This is a genomic window from Nocardia sp. NPDC046473, from assembly GCF_040645995.1.
GTDB lineage: Bacteria > Actinomycetota > Actinomycetes > Mycobacteriales > Mycobacteriaceae > Nocardia.
The window spans coordinates 120,673-137,755 of sequence record NZ_JBEYZJ010000007.1 but is presented as its reverse complement, the minus strand read 5'-3'; the positions used below and the strand labels follow the sequence as shown (position 1 = coordinate 137,755).

At 69.7% G+C, this 17,083-nt stretch carries 1 protein-coding gene; it reads right to left on the bottom strand.

The window, feature by feature from the left end; translation table 11 throughout:
- Positions 1-264: 264 nt before the first annotated feature.
- Complete coding sequence (locus ABZ942_RS25495) at positions 265-17,055, bottom strand: amino acid adenylation domain-containing protein (protein WP_357386093.1); 16,791 nt, start codon at positions 17,053-17,055, stop codon at positions 265-267.
- Positions 17,056-17,083: the final 28 nt, after the last annotated feature.

Sequence of the window (17,083 nt, the reverse complement as noted above, 5' to 3'; positions counted from 1 at the left end):
TCGACGTATCAATTTCGCACCTTCGCTTCGTCTCGAGATTCCATCTGCATTTCCCTCAGAGCGCTTGCTAGCCGCGAATGCGCGCGCCCGGCGGTGGATGCCCTGAACACACCACGGCAGACCATACGGGGTATGGAGTCGTGGCAAAAGAGGTGATCGTTACCTCGGCGTTGCCCATCATGCCTGAGCAACCCCGATCTTCGCGCGCCCGACCCACCTTCGCAGCGCGAAGCACCGGCGATCCACGAATGCGCGCGGCCGCACCTAGTGCGCCCGCGGATCGAGCAGATCGGACAGGCTCGGACCGATCTCGGCCAGCGCCTCCGGCGTGGTCATCTGATCATGCGTCACACCGATCGGGTGATCCTCGACCCGGCCGTCGACGAACGGCTGCCAGCCGACTGCCGCGGTGTCGTGCCCGGCCGCGCTGTAGTAATCGAGCCTGCCGTGGAACACCTCGGGCCGATGCTCGGCGATGAGCTCGGCCGAACGCACCGCGCTGCGGTAGATCCGGCGCACCCGCTCGGGGGTGAGCACGGCCATGTCCGGCGGGATGGTGGCGTGCAGCGCGGCGAGTGCCTCGTCGCTGAGGTCGTGGATATCGCCATCACTGGGCAGCAACGCGTCCGCGCCGATGCCGAGTTCGCTCAGCGCCTCGCGGATCGCCGCGCGGAAGTCCGTGACGTCGATGTCGGGATGGCTGTCCAGCATGGCGAGCAGCGCGACCTGTTCACCCGCGGCCTGCAATTCGGTCGCGATGGCGTGCGCGAGCACACCGCCGAGCGACCAGCCGAGCAGCCGGTAAGGGCCCTGCGGTTGCACGGCGCGGATCTCCGCGACGTACCGGGCGGCCATCTCGGCCAGCGATGCGGGCAGGTAGCCGTCCTCCGACAGCGCGGGCGACTGCAGACCGAAGATCGGCCTGCTGGCAGGCACATAGCGGGCCAAACCGGCGTAGCACCAGGACAATCCGTACATCGGGTGGATGCAGAACAGGGGCTCGGCGGCGGCCATGTCGTGCGGCACCCGGGTCCGGATGGGCAGCAGCACGCCGAGCGCGGCGTTCGAGTCGAGGTCGTAGTCGTGGTCACCGGCCAGCGCGGCGAGGATGCGGGTGGCCAGTGCGCCCGCGGTGGAGTCGGTGAAGAACCACTGCACCCGGACCTCGGCGCCGGTGAGCGTGCGCAACCGGCTGACCGCGCGGGTCGCGACCAGCGAATTGCCACCCAGATCGAAGAAGTCGTCGTCGAGCCCGACCCGGTCGACGCCCAGGATCTCGGCGAAGACCTCGACGATGGTCCGCTCCAGCGGGGTGGTCGGCGGCCGGTACGGACGCGCGCCAAGCTCCGGGACCGGCAGCGCCTTGCGGTCGAGCTTGCCGCTGGCGTTGAGCGGCAACGCATCCAGCACCAGGAACGCCGATGGCACCATGTACGACGGCAGCGAACCACGCGCGTGCAGCAGGGCCGCGGTCTGGTCGATGGTCTCCCCCGGCATGGCGACGAGGTAGGCGACCAGCCGATCCCCGGCGGTACCGCTGACCAGCGAGACGGCCGCGTGCCGCACCGAATCGAGGGCGAGCAGCACGGTTTCGATCTCGCCGAGCTCGACCCGCTGGCCGCGCAGCTTCACCTGGAAGTCGCTGCGGCCCAAGTACTCCAGCGCACCCTCGCGCCAGCGGACGATGTCACCGGTGCGATAGAGGCGCGCACCGCCCTCGTGCGCGACGAAACGCTCCGCGGTGAGGGCGGGGGCACCGAGATACCCGCGAGCCAGCTGGACGCCCGCGATGTACAGCTCACCCGCGGCGCCGGGCGGCACCGGGCACAGCTGCCGGTCGAGCACATGCACCCGGGTGTTGGCGACCGGCGTGCCGATCGGAACCGTCAGTGCGGCAGTGTCTTCCACCGGGTAGTCGGTGACCACCGTCGCCTCGGCGGGCCCGTACCAGTTCACCAGGTCGATGTCCGGCAGGGCGGCGGCGAAGGCGGCCACGGTCTCCGCGGTGAGCGCTTCGCCCGCGGCGAATACCCGACGCAGGCTCGGGAACTCCATCGAGTCCGGACTCAGGAACGCGTCGAGCATCGAGGGCACGAAATGCACCGTACTGACGCCATATTCGGCGATGGTCTCGGCCAGGTACGCCGGATCGCGATGACCGTCCGGTTCGGCGACGACGATCGAGGCGCCGGTCTGCAACGGCCAGAACAGTTCCCAGGTGGAGATGTCGAAGGTGATCGGCGTCTTGTGCAGCACCACGTCACTGGCATCGTGCGGGTAGGTCCATTGCGCCCAGCGGAACTGGTTGACCATCTGCCGGTGCGTGATCACCACGCCCTTGGGGCGGCCGGTGGAACCGGAGGTGTAGATGATGTAGGCGACGTTGTCGGGGTGCACGTCGGTGCCGGTGAACGACACCGCGTCCAGCGGCAGGTAGAGCGTGTCCACCGCGACGACCGCGATATCGGTATCGGTCACGAAGGCATCGGCGCTGGTGGTCAAGACGCAGGCCGGATTGGCACTGGCCAGCACGTATTCGTTGCGTTCGGCCGGGTGATCCGGGTCGATCGGCAGGTAGCCCGCGCCCGCCCGCAGCACGCCGTAGATGGTGACGACCAGGTCGATCCCGCGCCGCATAGCCACGCCGACCCGTGATTCCGCGCCGATGCCCCACCGGGCGATCTCCCCGGCCAGTGCCCGCGAGCGCAGGTCGAGGTCGGCGTAGCTGAGCGTGACGTCGCCGTAGCGCACTGCGGGCGCGTCGGGCGTGCGTGCCACCTGCGCGTCGAACAGCGTCAGCAGCGTCGAATCGTCCAGTAGGTCCGGCACTTCGGTGGCGTTGCGGGCGGCCAGCACGGCGCGTTCGCTGTCGAGCAGCACGTCGATGTCGGCGATGCGCGCCTGCGGGTTGGTGACGAAACGACGAATCAACGCCGAAAGTCGTTGCGCGAGTGCCTGTGCCGCCCCCTCGTCGAACAGGTCGCGCAGGTACTTCACCGACACCCGCAGCTGGCTGTCCAGCACCACCATGACGGTGAGCGGGTAGTGGGTGCCGTTGACCGCGCCGACGCCGGTGACACTCAGGCCGTCGATATCGCTGGCCTTGTCCAGGCCGTCCCGGTCGACGGGGAACGATTCGAACACCACGAGGGAGTCGAAAAGCCCTTCCACGCCGATGGTTTCCTGGATATCGCTCAGCCCGAGGTAGTGGTGATCCAGCAGCCCGGCCTGCTCACCCTGCAGCTGACGCAGCAGCCCGCCGAGCGTGTCGGTGGCGCCGAGGCGCACCCGCACCGGGATCGCGTTGAGGAACAGCCCGACCATGCTCTCGACGCCGTCCAGCTGCGGCGGCCGGCCGGACACGGTGGCGCCGAACACCACATCGTCGCGATCGACACTGCGGCCGATCAGCAGACCCCAGGCCGCCTGCACGACCGTGTTCACCGTGACGCCGAGACCCGAGGCGAGCCGGGTGAGCGCGGTGGTGTCGGACTGCGCCAGCTCGAAGCCGACTTCGCCTACCCCGGCCGAGATTTCGCGGCCGGGATCGACCGGTGCCAGCGGCGTCGGCTCGGTGATACCGCTGAGCGCGGTGCGCCAGGCCTCGCGGGCCGAGTCGGCCTTCTGCGCGACCAGCCAGGCCAGGTAGCCCCGATACGACGGCACCTTGGGCAGGTGCCGGGAATTGCCGCCGAGCGCATACAGCGTCAGCAGGTCCTTCATCAGCAGCGGCATCGACCAGCCGTCGATCAGGATGTGATGGCTGGTCACCAGCAGGTGGAAGGCGTCGGCGGACGAGCGGATCAGCGCGAACCGCAGCAGCGGCGCGGTCCGCATGTCGAAGTGATCGGCGAGGTCGGCCGCCTTGATATCGGCCAGTTCCTGGGCGGCGGCGTCGGGCTCGAGCTGGCCGAGATCGATGAGCCGCCAAGGCACTTCGAGCGAATCCTGCACGATCTGCAGCGGATTGCCCGCGGCGTCCTCGGCGAAGGCGACGCGCAGGTTGTCGTGCCGGTCGAGCACGGCCTGCGCGGCCGCGTGCATCCGCCCCGGGTGCACGTCGCCGCCGAGGTCCAGCACGAACTGGGTGGTGTAGACGTCCACCGAGGACTCGGCGAGCAGCGCGTGGAACAGCATGCCGGACTGCAGCGGAGTCACCGGCCACACGTCGGTGAGGTTCGGGTACGTGGTGGTGAGGCGGTCGATGTCGGGCTGCTTCAGCCGAACCAGCGTGAAGTCCGACGGCGTGAAGGTGACGCCGTCCGCGCGCAGGCCGTGCTCGGCCAGCCCGCCGAGCGCGTAGATCCAGTGCTCGGCAAAGGTTTTCACCGCGTCACCGGCGAACGCGGCGCTAGCGTAGTCGAACCGGGCGACCAGGCCGTCGTCCGCAGCGTCGACGGTGAGGTCGAGCAGCAGGTCCTCGGCCATGGTGTCGGTGTGCACCCGAGCCGGGCGAAGATCGCGGTAGCGCAGCGCGAACCGGCCACGGCCGAGCTCGCTCAGGTCGGCGGCGGTGTCCGCGTTGAGGTAACGCAGCAGGCCGTAGCCGACGCCCTGCGACGGCACCGATCGGCGCAGCTCCTTGATCTGCGCGAGCGCGGCGCCCGCGGCGGGACCGCCGACGAGCGCTTCGTCGGCGTCGATCCTGGTGAGCCGCAGCGGGAGTGGGTACTCGGTGGTGAAGCCGCCGACCATGTTCTCGTCGGCGCCGGTCGCGGACCGCTCGTCGGCGGACAGCCGGATCACCGAACCGAGTGCGCGCGTGACGGGTTCGCCCGCCGACGTCTGTAGCGCCAGCGCGACTGCTGTGAGCAGCACGTCGTCCACGGTGGCGTGATAGGCCGCAGCGGCCGCCGCGACCGCGGCAGCGCCCTCCGCCGTGATGGCCAGCGAGACTCGGCTGCGCGCCCGCAGATCGCGCCCATCGGCGACGGTGCCCTCGGGGACGGTCGCCAAAACCCGCTCCCACCAGCCCAACTCGCCGACGGTCCGCAGATCGTGGGCCTTGGCCGAGAGCGCGCGGATGAGCACGCCGAGGCCGGATTCCGGCGCGGCGGGGGCGGCATGACGACCGCGGCTCCACGCGGCGGTCAGCTGATCGACGATGGTGCGCCACGAGATGTCGTCCACGACAAGGCCGTTGGCGACGACGATCAGTGTCGACCGGCCCTCGGGCCCGCCGGTCAGCACGAAATGGATGTTGCGTCCCTGCTCGGGATCGAGCGCCGCCGCGGCGGCCTGCACCACATCGTCGATGGGCAGCGTGGTTTCGCCGTGCTGCGCGTCGAGGCGGCGGAACGCCTCGCCGGTGCGTTCGTCGGCGGGCGGGATCCGCAGCACCGGGGTGTCGCCTTCGCGGTCGAGCCGCACCCACAGCATCGGATGCTGGTCCAGCACTTTGCCGACCGCGGTGTGCACCGCTTCGACGGCGCAGCTCTCCGGCACGTCGAGCGCGATGGCGCGCACCTCGACGCCGGTTTCGAGCAGCCGCGCCGCGTGCGGCGTCAACGGCAGGTCGCCGGACTCGTCGCCCGGCCCGTCCTCGACCACGGCGGCCTTGGCCAGCGCGGCGACGGTGCGCGACTCGAAAACGTCACGCGGCGTGAAGGTTACGCCGCGGCCGCGGCAGCGCGACACCACCTGGATGGAGACGATGCTGTCGCCGCCGAGGGCGAAGAAGTCGTCGTCGAGCCCGACCCGCTCGATGTTGAGCACCTCACCGATCACCTCGGCGATGGTCAGCTCGGCCTTGGTCTGCGGCGCGCGGTACGCGGTTGTCTCGATGGCCGGTTCGGGCAGTGCGCGCCGGTCCAGCTTGCCGACCGGGGTCAGCGGGATCTCGTCCAGCACAACGATGGCCGTCGGCACCATGTACTCCGGCAGCGTGCTGCCGAGCTGTTCGGTCAGTGCCGCGACATCGAGCGTGCTGCCTTTGGTAGGTAGCACGTAGGAGACCAGCATCGTTGCGCCGGCACCGGATTCGCGGCCGAGGGTAGCCGCGAACTCGACGCCCGGCTGCGCGGCGAGCGCGGCATCGATCTCACCGAGCTCGATTCGGAAGCCGCGCACCTTCACCTGGAAGTCGTTGCGCCCCACGTACTCCACCACCGGCACGCCCGCACCGCGGGCCCAGCGCACCACGTCGCCGGTGCGGTAGAGCCGCTCGCCCGGCAGGCCGTACGGGTCGGCGATGAACCGAGCCGCAGTGAGGCCCGGCCTGGCGTGGTAGCCGCGGGCCAGCTGAATGCCGCCCAGATACAGTTCGCCCGCAACACCTTCCGGTACCGGGCGCAGCCTGCGGTCGAGTACCAGCGAACGCATGCCGCGGATCGGGCCGCCGATGGTCACCGGCTCGCCCGGCCGCAGCGGGTCGCTGATGTTGGTCATGATCGTGGTCTCGGTGGGCCCGTAACCGTTGTGGAAGCGCCGGTTCTCGGCGCCGGCCCACTTGGTGACCAGGTCGGCGGGCACCGCTTCGCCGCCGGCCACGATGGCCCGCATGCCGGACAGCGCGTCCTGGTCGAGCGAGGCGAGCACGGACGGGGTGAGGAAGGCGTGCGTCACCCCTTCGGCCTGGATCAGCTCGGCCAGCTCGTCGCCGCCGAAGGTCTGCGGCGGCGCGACCACCAGCGCGCCCGCCGAACCGAGCGCGAGCAGCAGCTCCAGCATCGAGGCGTCGAACGACGGGGACGCGAAACCCAGTGCGCGCGTGGTCTGGTCGAGCTCGTACCGCTCCACCTGCTCGGCGCTGAAGTTGGCCAGGCCAGCGTGCGTGACCACCACGCCCTTGGGCAGACCGGTGGAGCCCGACGTGTAGATCACGTACGCGGCGTTGGTGCTGCGGATCGGGCCGTGGCGTTCGGTGAGGCTGATCGGGCGGTCCGACCGGGACGCGACGTCGAAGGTGAAGTCGCGATCGTCGAGTACGAACCAGGGCCGGCCACCCGCCATCGTGGGCAGGCCGCCGAGTTCGGCGGTCAGCGTGACACCAAGTGCCGCACCGGAATCCGCCACCATGTGCGCGATCCGGTCGGCCGGGTAGGTCGGGTCGATCGGCACGATCGCCGCGCCGGTCTTGGCGATCGCCCACAGCGCGAGCAGCGACTCCACCGAGCGCCGGATCGCCAGGGCGACCAGGACGTCCGGGCCCGCACCGCGATCGATCAGAGTGCGCGCCAATTGCGAAGAGGCGGCGTCGAGTTCGACGTAACTGAAGGAACGGCCCGCGACAATGAGGGCGGCACCGGTGGGGTTCCTGGTGACCGCGGAGGCCATCAGCTCGGGCAGGCTGCGCGGCGCGGCGGCCTCGGCCCCGGCGCGGGAGACCAGGTCGGCGCGCTCGGACTCGTCCAGGATCTCCAGGTCGCCGACCGCGGTGCCGGGCTCCTGCGCGACGGCGGCCAGGATGCCGCGGAAGCGGCGGCCGAACTCGGAGACCGTCTGCTCGTCGAACAGGTCACGGGCATAGGTGAATTCGGCGGCGAGCCCGGCTTCGGCGCCCGCTTCGGTGCGCTGCTCGCGCATGGTGAGCAGCAGATCGAACTTGGCGGTGTCGGCTGCCGGATCGAGCGCGGCGAAGTTCAGGCCGGGCAGCTCGAAGCTTGTCGCGGCGAGGTTTTCGAAGGACAGCGCCACCTGGAACAGCGGGTGCCGACCCGAGGAACGCTCCGGGTCGAGCACCTCGACCAGCCGCTCGAACGGCGTGTCCGCGTTGGCGAAGGCTCGCAGGTCGGTCTCCCGGTTCGCGGCGAGCAGGTCGGTGAAACCGAGATCGGCCGCGACCCGGGTGCGCAGGACCAGCGTGTTGACGAACATGCCGATCAGGTCGTCGAGTTCGGCCTCGCCACGGCCCGCGATCGGGGTGCCGATGGCGACGTCCTCGGTGCCGGACATGCGGGCCAGGAACACCGCGAGCGCGGTGTGCACGACCATGAACAGAGTCGCGTTGTGCTGCTTGGCCAGGCCGACCAGCGCGGCGTGCACGTCGGCCTCGACGACGAAATCCGTTTTGCCGCCTGCGAAACTCTGCGCCACGGGACGCGGCCGGTCGGTCGGCAGGTTCAGTTCGTCCGGCAGGTCGGCGAGTTCGGTTGTCCAGTAGGCGAGTTGTGCGCCCGCGAGCGACTCCGGATCGTCGTCGCTGCCGAGCACGCTGCGCTGCCAGAGCGCGTAGTCGGCGTACTGGATCGGCAGCGGCGCCCAGGACGGCGCCTCGCCGCCGCTGCGGGCGGCGTACGCCAGCATCAGGTCACGGGTGAGCGGGCCCATCGACCAGCCGTCGGCGCTGATGTGGTGCGCGACGAACACCAAGACGTATTCACTGCCCGCGAGTTGGAACAGCCTGGCACGGAACGGCACCTCCATGGTGACGTCGAAACCGGCGGAGACGATGCGCTGTACCTCGTGCGCGACACGCTCCTCGCCGATCTGCGCGGGCGCCAGGTCCACCGAAACCTCGTGTGGCGCAAGCACTCGCTGCTCCGGGCCCGCCAGGGTCTCCGGGTAGACGGTGCGCATGATTTCGTGGCGCGCGACGAGATCGGCGACCGCCTGCTGCAGCGCATCGACATCCAGGTCGCCGGACAGGCGGATGGCGGCCGGGATGTTGTAGACGGCGGCGGCGGTGTCGAACTGGTTGAGGAACCACATCCGCTGCTGAGCCGAGGACAGCGGAATGTGGTCGGGGCGCGGCTGGGCGACGAGTGGGTTTCGCGTGTGCTCGCTCGTGGTGTGTTCGACCTTCACCGCGAGTCCGGCGACGGTGGACGCCTCGAACAGGGCGCGCACGGGTACTCGCGAGTCGAGCGCGGCACCGATGCGCGCGGCGACCTGGGTCGCCAGCAGCGAGTTGCCGCCGAGTGCGAAGAAATCGTCGTCGGCGCCTACCCGTTCGACACCGAGCACCTCGGCATACACCGACGCCACGATCTCCTCGATCGGCGTCGACGGCGCACGGAACACCAGTGCCTCGAATTCGGGCTCCGGCAACGCCTTTCGATCCAACTTGCCGTTCACATTGAGCGGCAGCGCATCGAGCACGACGAACGCCGACGGCACCATGTACGACGGCAGCGCCGCGCTCAGCGCCGACTTCACCTGTGCCACATCGAGACCGGCGGCCTCGTCCGACACCCCCGCCTCGGCGGCGGCCTGCGCGGCGAAGGCGGCGGCCTGGACGGCGAACGAAGAGGCGAGCCCGGCCGGAGTACCCGGCTCGGCGGCGACCAGATAGGCCACCAGCCGATCACCGGTCTTGGGATCGGACTTGGCGACCACCGCGGTCTGCGCGATCTCGGGCAACGCCAGCAGCGCGGCCTCGATCTCACCCAGCTCGATGCGGAAGCCGCGGATCTTCACCTGGAAGTCGGTGCGGCCCTGGTATTCCAGTTCGCCGTCAAGGTTCCAGGCCACCAGGTCGCCGGTGCGGTAAAGGCGCGTACCGGGCTGGAAGGGGTTGGCCACGAACCGATCCGCCGTCAGGTCCGCGCGACCGAAGTAGCCGCGGGCCAGCTGACCGCCCGCCAGGTACAGCTCGCCGGAGATGCCGATCGGCACCGGACGGAGTCGACCGTCGAGCACGTAGGCCTGGCTGTTCCACTCGGGTGTGCCGATCGGCACGGAGTTCTGGTCGGCGTCGGTCACCCGGTGACGCGTGATCGACACGGCGGCCTCGGTCGGGCCGTACAGGTTGTCCAGCACCACCTCTGGGTGCGCCGTCAGGAACCGCTGTGCCAGCGCGGCGGGCAGCGCCTCACCGATGGCGAGCACGCGCCGCAGCGGGGACGGTTCCGACGTGGCCTCGGTGCCGGTATGTACCAGCAGGGCGTCCAGCATGGACGGGACGACGTGCAGCGTCGTCACCGCTTCCCTGGCGATCAGGTCGTTGAGGTAGGCCGGGTCACGGTGCCCGTCCGGCGCGGCGATCACCAGCTTGCCCGCGCAGACCACCGCCGACCAGAACTCCCAGACCGAGAGGTCGAAGGTCGCCGCCGTTTTGAGCAGCACAGCATCGTCGTCGGAGAGTCCGAATTCGGCTGTCTTCCACTGCAACTGGTTGGCGATGGCGGCGTGCGAGACGGCGACGCCCTTCGGGCGGCCGGTCGAACCCGACGTGAAGATCACGTACGCGGTGTTCTCGGGCCGCAACGGCGCGACGCGCTCGGTATCCGAGAGCGGCGCGCTCGCAAAGGAACCCAGCACGAGCTCGTCGATCGGCACCAAGGGGGCGACCTCGGTGTCGAAGTCCGCGTCCGCGTTGGTCAGCACGCACACCGGTGCGGCGGTCCGGAGGATGTAGTCGGTGCGCTCGGCGGCCTGGTCCGGATCGACCGGCACATACGCGCCACCGGCTTTGGCGACCGCGTACATCGCGACGACCAGATCCACCGAACGGCGGAAGGCGAGCGCGACCCTCGCTTCCGGTCCGACACCGATCGAGATCAGGTACCGGGCAAGACGATTCACCCTGGTGTCCAGCTCGACGTAGTTCAGCTCGTGGCGGGCGCCATTGGGCAGGTCGGCCACCACGGCGACGGCCTCGGGCGCCGCGGCCAGCACCGCCCGCTGCAGGAACCACGGCAGCGTCGCGGCGGTATCGACCGGATGCGCGGTGTCGTTCCAGCGCACCAGGACCGCGTCACGTTCGTCGGCCGCGAGCAGATCGATCTCGCCGACAGGTGTCGCGGCGTCGACCACGACGGTGGCGAGGATCCGCGACAGTCGGTCGGCGAAGCTCTGCACGGTCGCGGCGTCGAAAAGGTCGGTCGCATAGGTGAAGAACCCGCCGATACCGGTGGGTGCGCCGGACTCGTCGTAACTGTCGCCCACGATGAGGTGCAGATCGAACTGCGACACATCGAGATCCGCGTCGACTCCGGACACGGCGAGGCCGGGTAGTTCGAGCGCCGTACGGGCGATGTTCTGGAACGAAAGCCCCACCTGGAACAGCGGATGATGCGCGGTCGAGCGCGGCGGGTTGAGTACCTCCACCAGCCGCTCGAACGGAATGTCCGCGTGCGCGAAGGCTTGCAGGTCGATATCACGTTGCCGCGCAAGCACATCGGTGAACGCTTCACCGCCGTCGAAGGTGGCCCGGAAGACAACGGTGTTGACGAACATGCCGATCAGGTCGTCGAGCTCACGCTCGCCGCGACCGGCCACCGGGGTGCCGATGGCGATATCGCCGGTGCCCGACAGCCGGGCGAGCAGCACCGCGAGCGCGGTGTGCACGACCATGAACAGCGTCGCACCATGTGCGCGAGCGAGTTCCACGAGACCGGCGTGGGTGGCGGCGTCGATCCGCACGTCCACCCGTGCACCCGCCATCGACGCGATCGCGGGACGAGGTCGGTCCGTCGGCAACTCCAGCAGGTCCGGCAGACCCGCGAGCTGCATGCGCCAGAACAGGATCTGCTGCGCGGCAATTGATTCCGGATCGGTCTCGGCGCCGAGCACGGCCCGTTGCCAGAGCGCGTAGTCGGCGTACTGCACCCGCAACGGGTTCCAGCCGGGCGCCTCGCCCGTGGTTCGCGCGGCGTAGGCCACCATCACGTCGCGTACCAGCGGGCCCATCGAGGACGCGTCCGCCGCGATGTGGTGCACCACCACCGCGAGCACATAGTCCGATCCCGCTGTGCCGTCGATGATTTCGAGCAGCCGCACGCGCACCGGCACCTCGTCGGTCACGTCGAACGGTGTCGACGCCAAGGCGTACACCTCGCCGGGTACCTCGGCCGCGGCGACGGGACGGGCGGTGACGTCCAGATCGACCAGGCTCGCGGGTAGCACGACCTGTACCGGACCGTCGGCGCTCTCCGGGTACACGGTGCGCAGCACCTCGTGCCTGCTCACCACGTCGTCGAGGGCCGCGGCAAGCGCGACGACATCCAGCGCACCGGTCAGCCGCAAGGCGAACGGCAGGTTGTAGGCGGCCGACCCCGCGGCCTCGTCGTCGGACTGGTCGAAGCGGTTGAGGAACCACATCCGCCGCTGTGCCAGCGACAGCGGCAACTGTTCGGGCCGGACGATGCTGCCGAGCAGGATGCCCCGCTCGTCGTGGGTCCGGGATTCGATCGCGGCGGCCAGCGACTGCACCGTCGGCGTCTCGAACAGCGTGCGTACCGGCACCTTGGCGTCCACCGCGGCACCGAGCCGGGCCACCAGGCGGGTGGCGATCAGCGAGTTGCCGCCGAGGGCGAAGAAGTCGTCGTCGGCGCCGACCCGGTCCAGTCCGAGCACCTCACCGAATACCTCGGCGACGATCTCTTCGACCGGCGTTGCGGGCGCACGGAATTCGCGCGCGGTGAAGGTCGGTTCGGGCAGCGCCCTGCGATCCAGCTTGCCGCTCGGGTTCAGCGGTAAGGCGTCCAATGCGACGAGCGCGGTCGGGATCAAGTAGGCGGGCAGCGTTTCCGCGATCGCCGCGAGCAGTTCCGGCTGCTCGACCGAATGTCCCGGCGCGGCAACGACGTAGGCCACCAGCTGGTCGCCCAGCGCCGACTGGCTGACCAGCGCCACCGCTTGGTTCACCGAAGGCTGGGCGAGCAGCGCGGTTTCGATCTCGCCGAGTTCGATGCGCTGGCCGCGGAACTTGACCTGGAAGTCGGTGCGGCCGAGGTAATCCAGCCGATGCGAGCGACCGGCGGTGCCATCGCGCCACACAACCAGGTCGCCGGTGCGGTACATCCGCTCGCCGAAGCCGAACGGGTCGGCCACAAAGCGATCCGCGGTCAGGTCGGGACGCCGGACGTACCCACGCGCCAGCTGATCACCGGTCAGGTAGAGCTCACCGGGCACTCCGGCGGGCACCGGGCGTAGCCGCGCGTCGAGCACGTAGACCTGGGTGTTCCACTGCGGCAACCCGATCGGCACCGAGCGGGTATCCGAGCCGTCGGCGGGCCAGTAGGTCACCGACACCGTGGCCTCGGTCGGGCCGTACAGGTTGTGCACCCGTGCGTGCGACACCGCACGGAACGCGGCGACGGTCTCCGGCGGCAGGGCTTCGCCGATCACGAAGACGTCCCGCAGCGTCGGGCAGGCACCCGCCGCGGTGTGCGCGGCGAACACCGTCAGCATCGACGGCACGAAGTCGGTGACCGTGACCCGCTGTGCGGCAATGGTTTCCGCGACGTACACGGGATCGCGGTGACCGTCGTGGGTGGCGACGACCAGCTTCGCGCCGGCCCGCAGCGGCATGAAGAAGCCCCACAGCGACACGTCGAAGGTGGTCGCGGTCTTCTGCAGGTACACGTCGTCGGCACCGAGCGGGTACTCCGCGAGCATCCACTCGATCTGATTGTTGATCGCGGCGTGCGAGACCGCGACGCCCTTGGGCCGTCCGGTCGAGCCCGAGGTGAAGATGACGTAGGCGGGGTGCTGCGGCAGCACCGTCCGGAGCAGTTCCTCCTGGCGCACCGGTTCACCATCGAAGGCACTGGTATCGACCGTGTCCAGGGTCAGCACCGCGGTACCTGTGGGCACCTCGATCGCGTCCGCCGAGGTGGTCACCACGCAGGTCGGCTGTGCCGTATCGAGGATGTGCGCGATGCGCTCGGCCGGATGATCCGGATCCAACGGCACATACGCACCGCCGGCAGTCACGATCGCGTACATGCCGACAACCAGATCCAGCGAACGCCGAATCGCCAGACCCACCAGCGACTCCGCACCCACACCCTGCGAAATCAGCAACCGGGCAAGCTGATTGACCCGCTCATCGAACTCGCGGTAGGTAAGCGTCGCACCCTCGTGTGCCAGTGCGACGGCCTCCGGATGCGCGGAAGCCGCCCGCCGATATCCGTCGAGCAGCAGCTCAGGCGCAACGGCGTGCCGAGTCTCGTTCCAGCCGACCAGAATCCGCGCCAGCTCCGCCGGGGCCAGCAGATCGATCTCACCGACCGCGTGCTCCGGATCGGCACTGACCGCGACGAGCAGGCGCTCGAAGCGCTGCGCGAACTCCGCGATCGTCGCCTCGTCGAACAGATCCGTGGCGTACAGGAACTGGGCTGAGAACCCCTGCTCGGCCTTGGGCACCACCGTCAGCTGCAGATCGAACTTGGCCACCGCGCCGTCGAAATCGACCGCCTGCGCGGACAATCCGGGCAGCTCGACCTGCGCCTTGGTCATGTTCTGGAAGAACAGCGCCACCTGGAACAGTGGGTGGTGCGCCTGTGAGCGCACCGGGTCGAGCACCTCGACCAGCCGCTCGAACGGCAGCTCGGCATGCGAAAACGCCGCCAGGTCCGTCTCTTTCGTGGCGGCGAGCAGGTCGAGGAACGAGGCGCCGGGATCGATCGGCGTGCGCAACACCAAGGTGTTGACGAACATGCCGATCAGCCCGTCGAGCTCCCGCTCACCACGACCCGCGACCGGTGTGCCGATGGTGATGTCGTCGGTGCCGGTGAGCCGGGCGAGCAGGGCCGCGAACGCGGCGTGCACCACCATGAATTCGGAGGCGCCCGCACGCTGGGCGAGCTCGATGAGCCCGCGATGCACGTCGGCGGTGACCTCGAAGGTGTACTCCGCGCCGCCGCCGGTGGCTACCGCCGGGCGCGGCCGGTCCGCGGGCAGTTCGACCCGATCCGGGATACCCGCCAAAGCCGTGCGCCAGTAGGCGATCTGCGCGGCGGCCACCGAATCGGGATCGTGCTCGTCGCCGAGCACCTCGCGCTGCCACAGCGTGTAGTCGGCGTACTGCACCGGCAGCGGCGGTACCGCGGGCGGGGCGCCGTTGCGGCGAGACAGGAAGGCGCCGAGCAGATCCCGCAGGAACGGCGCGACCGAGGCGCCGTCGGCGGCGATGTGGTGCACGACAACCACCACCACGTGCGCACTGGGCGACAGCTCGGCCAGCGCGATGCGCAGCGGCACCTCGGCGGCGACGTCGAAGCCGGTCAGCGCGAAGCCGCGCAACCAGTCCGCCAGCTCGTGTTCGGCCAGCGGCTTGGGCGCCAGGTCCGGAACAGCCTGTGCCGTAGGCAGAACCACCTGGTAGCCGATGCCATCGATGGCCGGGTAGACAGTGCGCAGCGTCTCGTGCCGCTCGATCACATCGGTGATCGCCGCCTGCAATGCCGACACATCCAGCGAGCCGGACAGCCGGATGGCGAACGGAATGTTGTTCGCCGCCGACGCCGTGTCGAACTGGTTCAGGAACCACATCCGCTGCTGCGCCAGCGACAGCGGAATGTGTTCGGGCCGCTCGGTGGGCGCGAGCGCCCGCCGATCACCGGCGCCCTTCAACGACTCCATCCGCTCGGCAAGCCCGGCGACCGTTGGCGTTTCGAAGATCAGTCGAGCGGGCACCCGCGCGGTGAGGGCCGCACCGAGCCGGGCGGCGGCCTGCGTCGCGATGAGCGAGTTGCCACCGAGCTCGAAGAAGTTGTCGTCGGCGCCGACCGGGGCACCCGGCCCGAGCAGCTCGGCGAAGACATCGGCGACCAATTCTTCCAGCGGGCCGACCGGCGCGCGAAACACCTTGGTCTGCAGGCGCGGCGAGGGCAGCGCGGCTCGGTCCAACTTGCCGACCGGGGTCAGCGGGATCGCGGCGAGCACCATGACCACCGTCGGCACCATGTGCGCGGGCAGGCTCCGCTCCGCGACGGCCGCCAATTCGGCGGCGTCGGCGTCCATTCCGGGCGCGGAGTGCACGTAGGAGACGAGAATCGTTGCGCCGCTGTCGAGGTCGTGGCCGACGGTGACCGCGAAGTCGACGGTCTCGTGCGCGGCGAGCACCGCGTCGATCTCGCCGAGCTCGATCCGGAAGCCACGGATCTTCACCTGGAAGTCGTTGCGACCCAAATACTCCAGTTCACCAGAATCGGTCCAGCGCACCAGGTCGCCGGTCCGGTACAGCCGGGAGCCGTTGGCATCGAACGGATTCGCGACGAAACGCGCCGCCGTCAACCCTGCTCGATCGTGATATCCCCTGGCCAGCTGCGCGCCGGTGATGTACAGCTCGCCGACGGTGCCACCGGCCACCGGCACCAACTGCTCGTCGAGCACGTATTCGGTGATCGCGCGGATCGGCCCGCCGATGGTCACCGGCGCGTCCGGGGCAAGCGGCGCACTGATATTCGTCATGATCGTGGTCTCGGTGGGCCCGTACCCGTTGAAGAACTCCCGGATCCGCCGACCGGATACCGGTGCCGCCCAACGCCGCACCAACTCCGGCGGGCAGGCCTCGCCACCCGCGACCACCACACGCAACTCGTCCAGGCCGACCGGATCCACCGACGCCAGCGCGGCTGGTGTGATGAACGCGTGCGTCACGCCCTCCCGGCGGATCAGCGCCGCGAGTTCCTCGCCGCCGAACACCGTCGGAGCCACGATGACCATGGTGGCCGCGCCGCCGACCGCGAGCAGTAACTCCAGCACCGAGGCATCGAACGACGGCGACGCGAAATGCAATGTCCGCGAATCACTCGTCACCCGATAACGCTCGCGCTGCTCGTCACAGAAGCTGGACAGGCCGGCCTGGGTGATGACGACGCCCTTGGGCTTGCCGGTCGATCCCGACGTATAGATGACGTAGGCCGGATGCTCGGCCCGCAGCGGCCGCACCCGATCGATATAGGTCACCGGGTCCGCGGGGAACTCCTCGAGCAGCCGCGCGCAGTCGGCGGTGTCGATCGGCAACCAGTCGAGCCGGTCCGGCAGTTCGCCGCGCACAGCGGCGACGGTCAGTCCGAACACCGCACCGGAGTCGGCGACCATGTGCTCGACCCGGTCCGCCGGATAGTTCGGATCCACCGGCACGAAGCCGGCGCCTGCCTTGGCCACCGCCCAGACCGCGACCACCGATTCGATCGACCGTGGGATACCGACCGCGACCAGGTCCTCGGGCCCGATGCCGCGGCCGATCAGTAGTCGGGCGAGCCGGGTCGACCGGTCATCGAGCTCGGCGTAGCTCAGTTCCGTCAGCGTGCCGGTGGCGTCGGCGAGGGCGACACCGATGCCGCTCGGGTTCGCCTCGACGGCGGTCGCCATCAGCTGCGGGAGGGTGGTGACTCTGGATCGCCTGGTTCGGGTCGGCCGAACGCGTGCCGGTCGGGTCATGCGCACACCGCTGCACGCGCGTCGTCAT

What these genes read in the sequence shown, in the direction of transcription:
- ABZ942_RS25495 (WP_357386093.1), bottom strand. Translation starts at nt 17,055, where the DNA reads ATGACCCGACCGGCACGCGTTCGGCCGACCCGAACCAGGCGATCCAGA.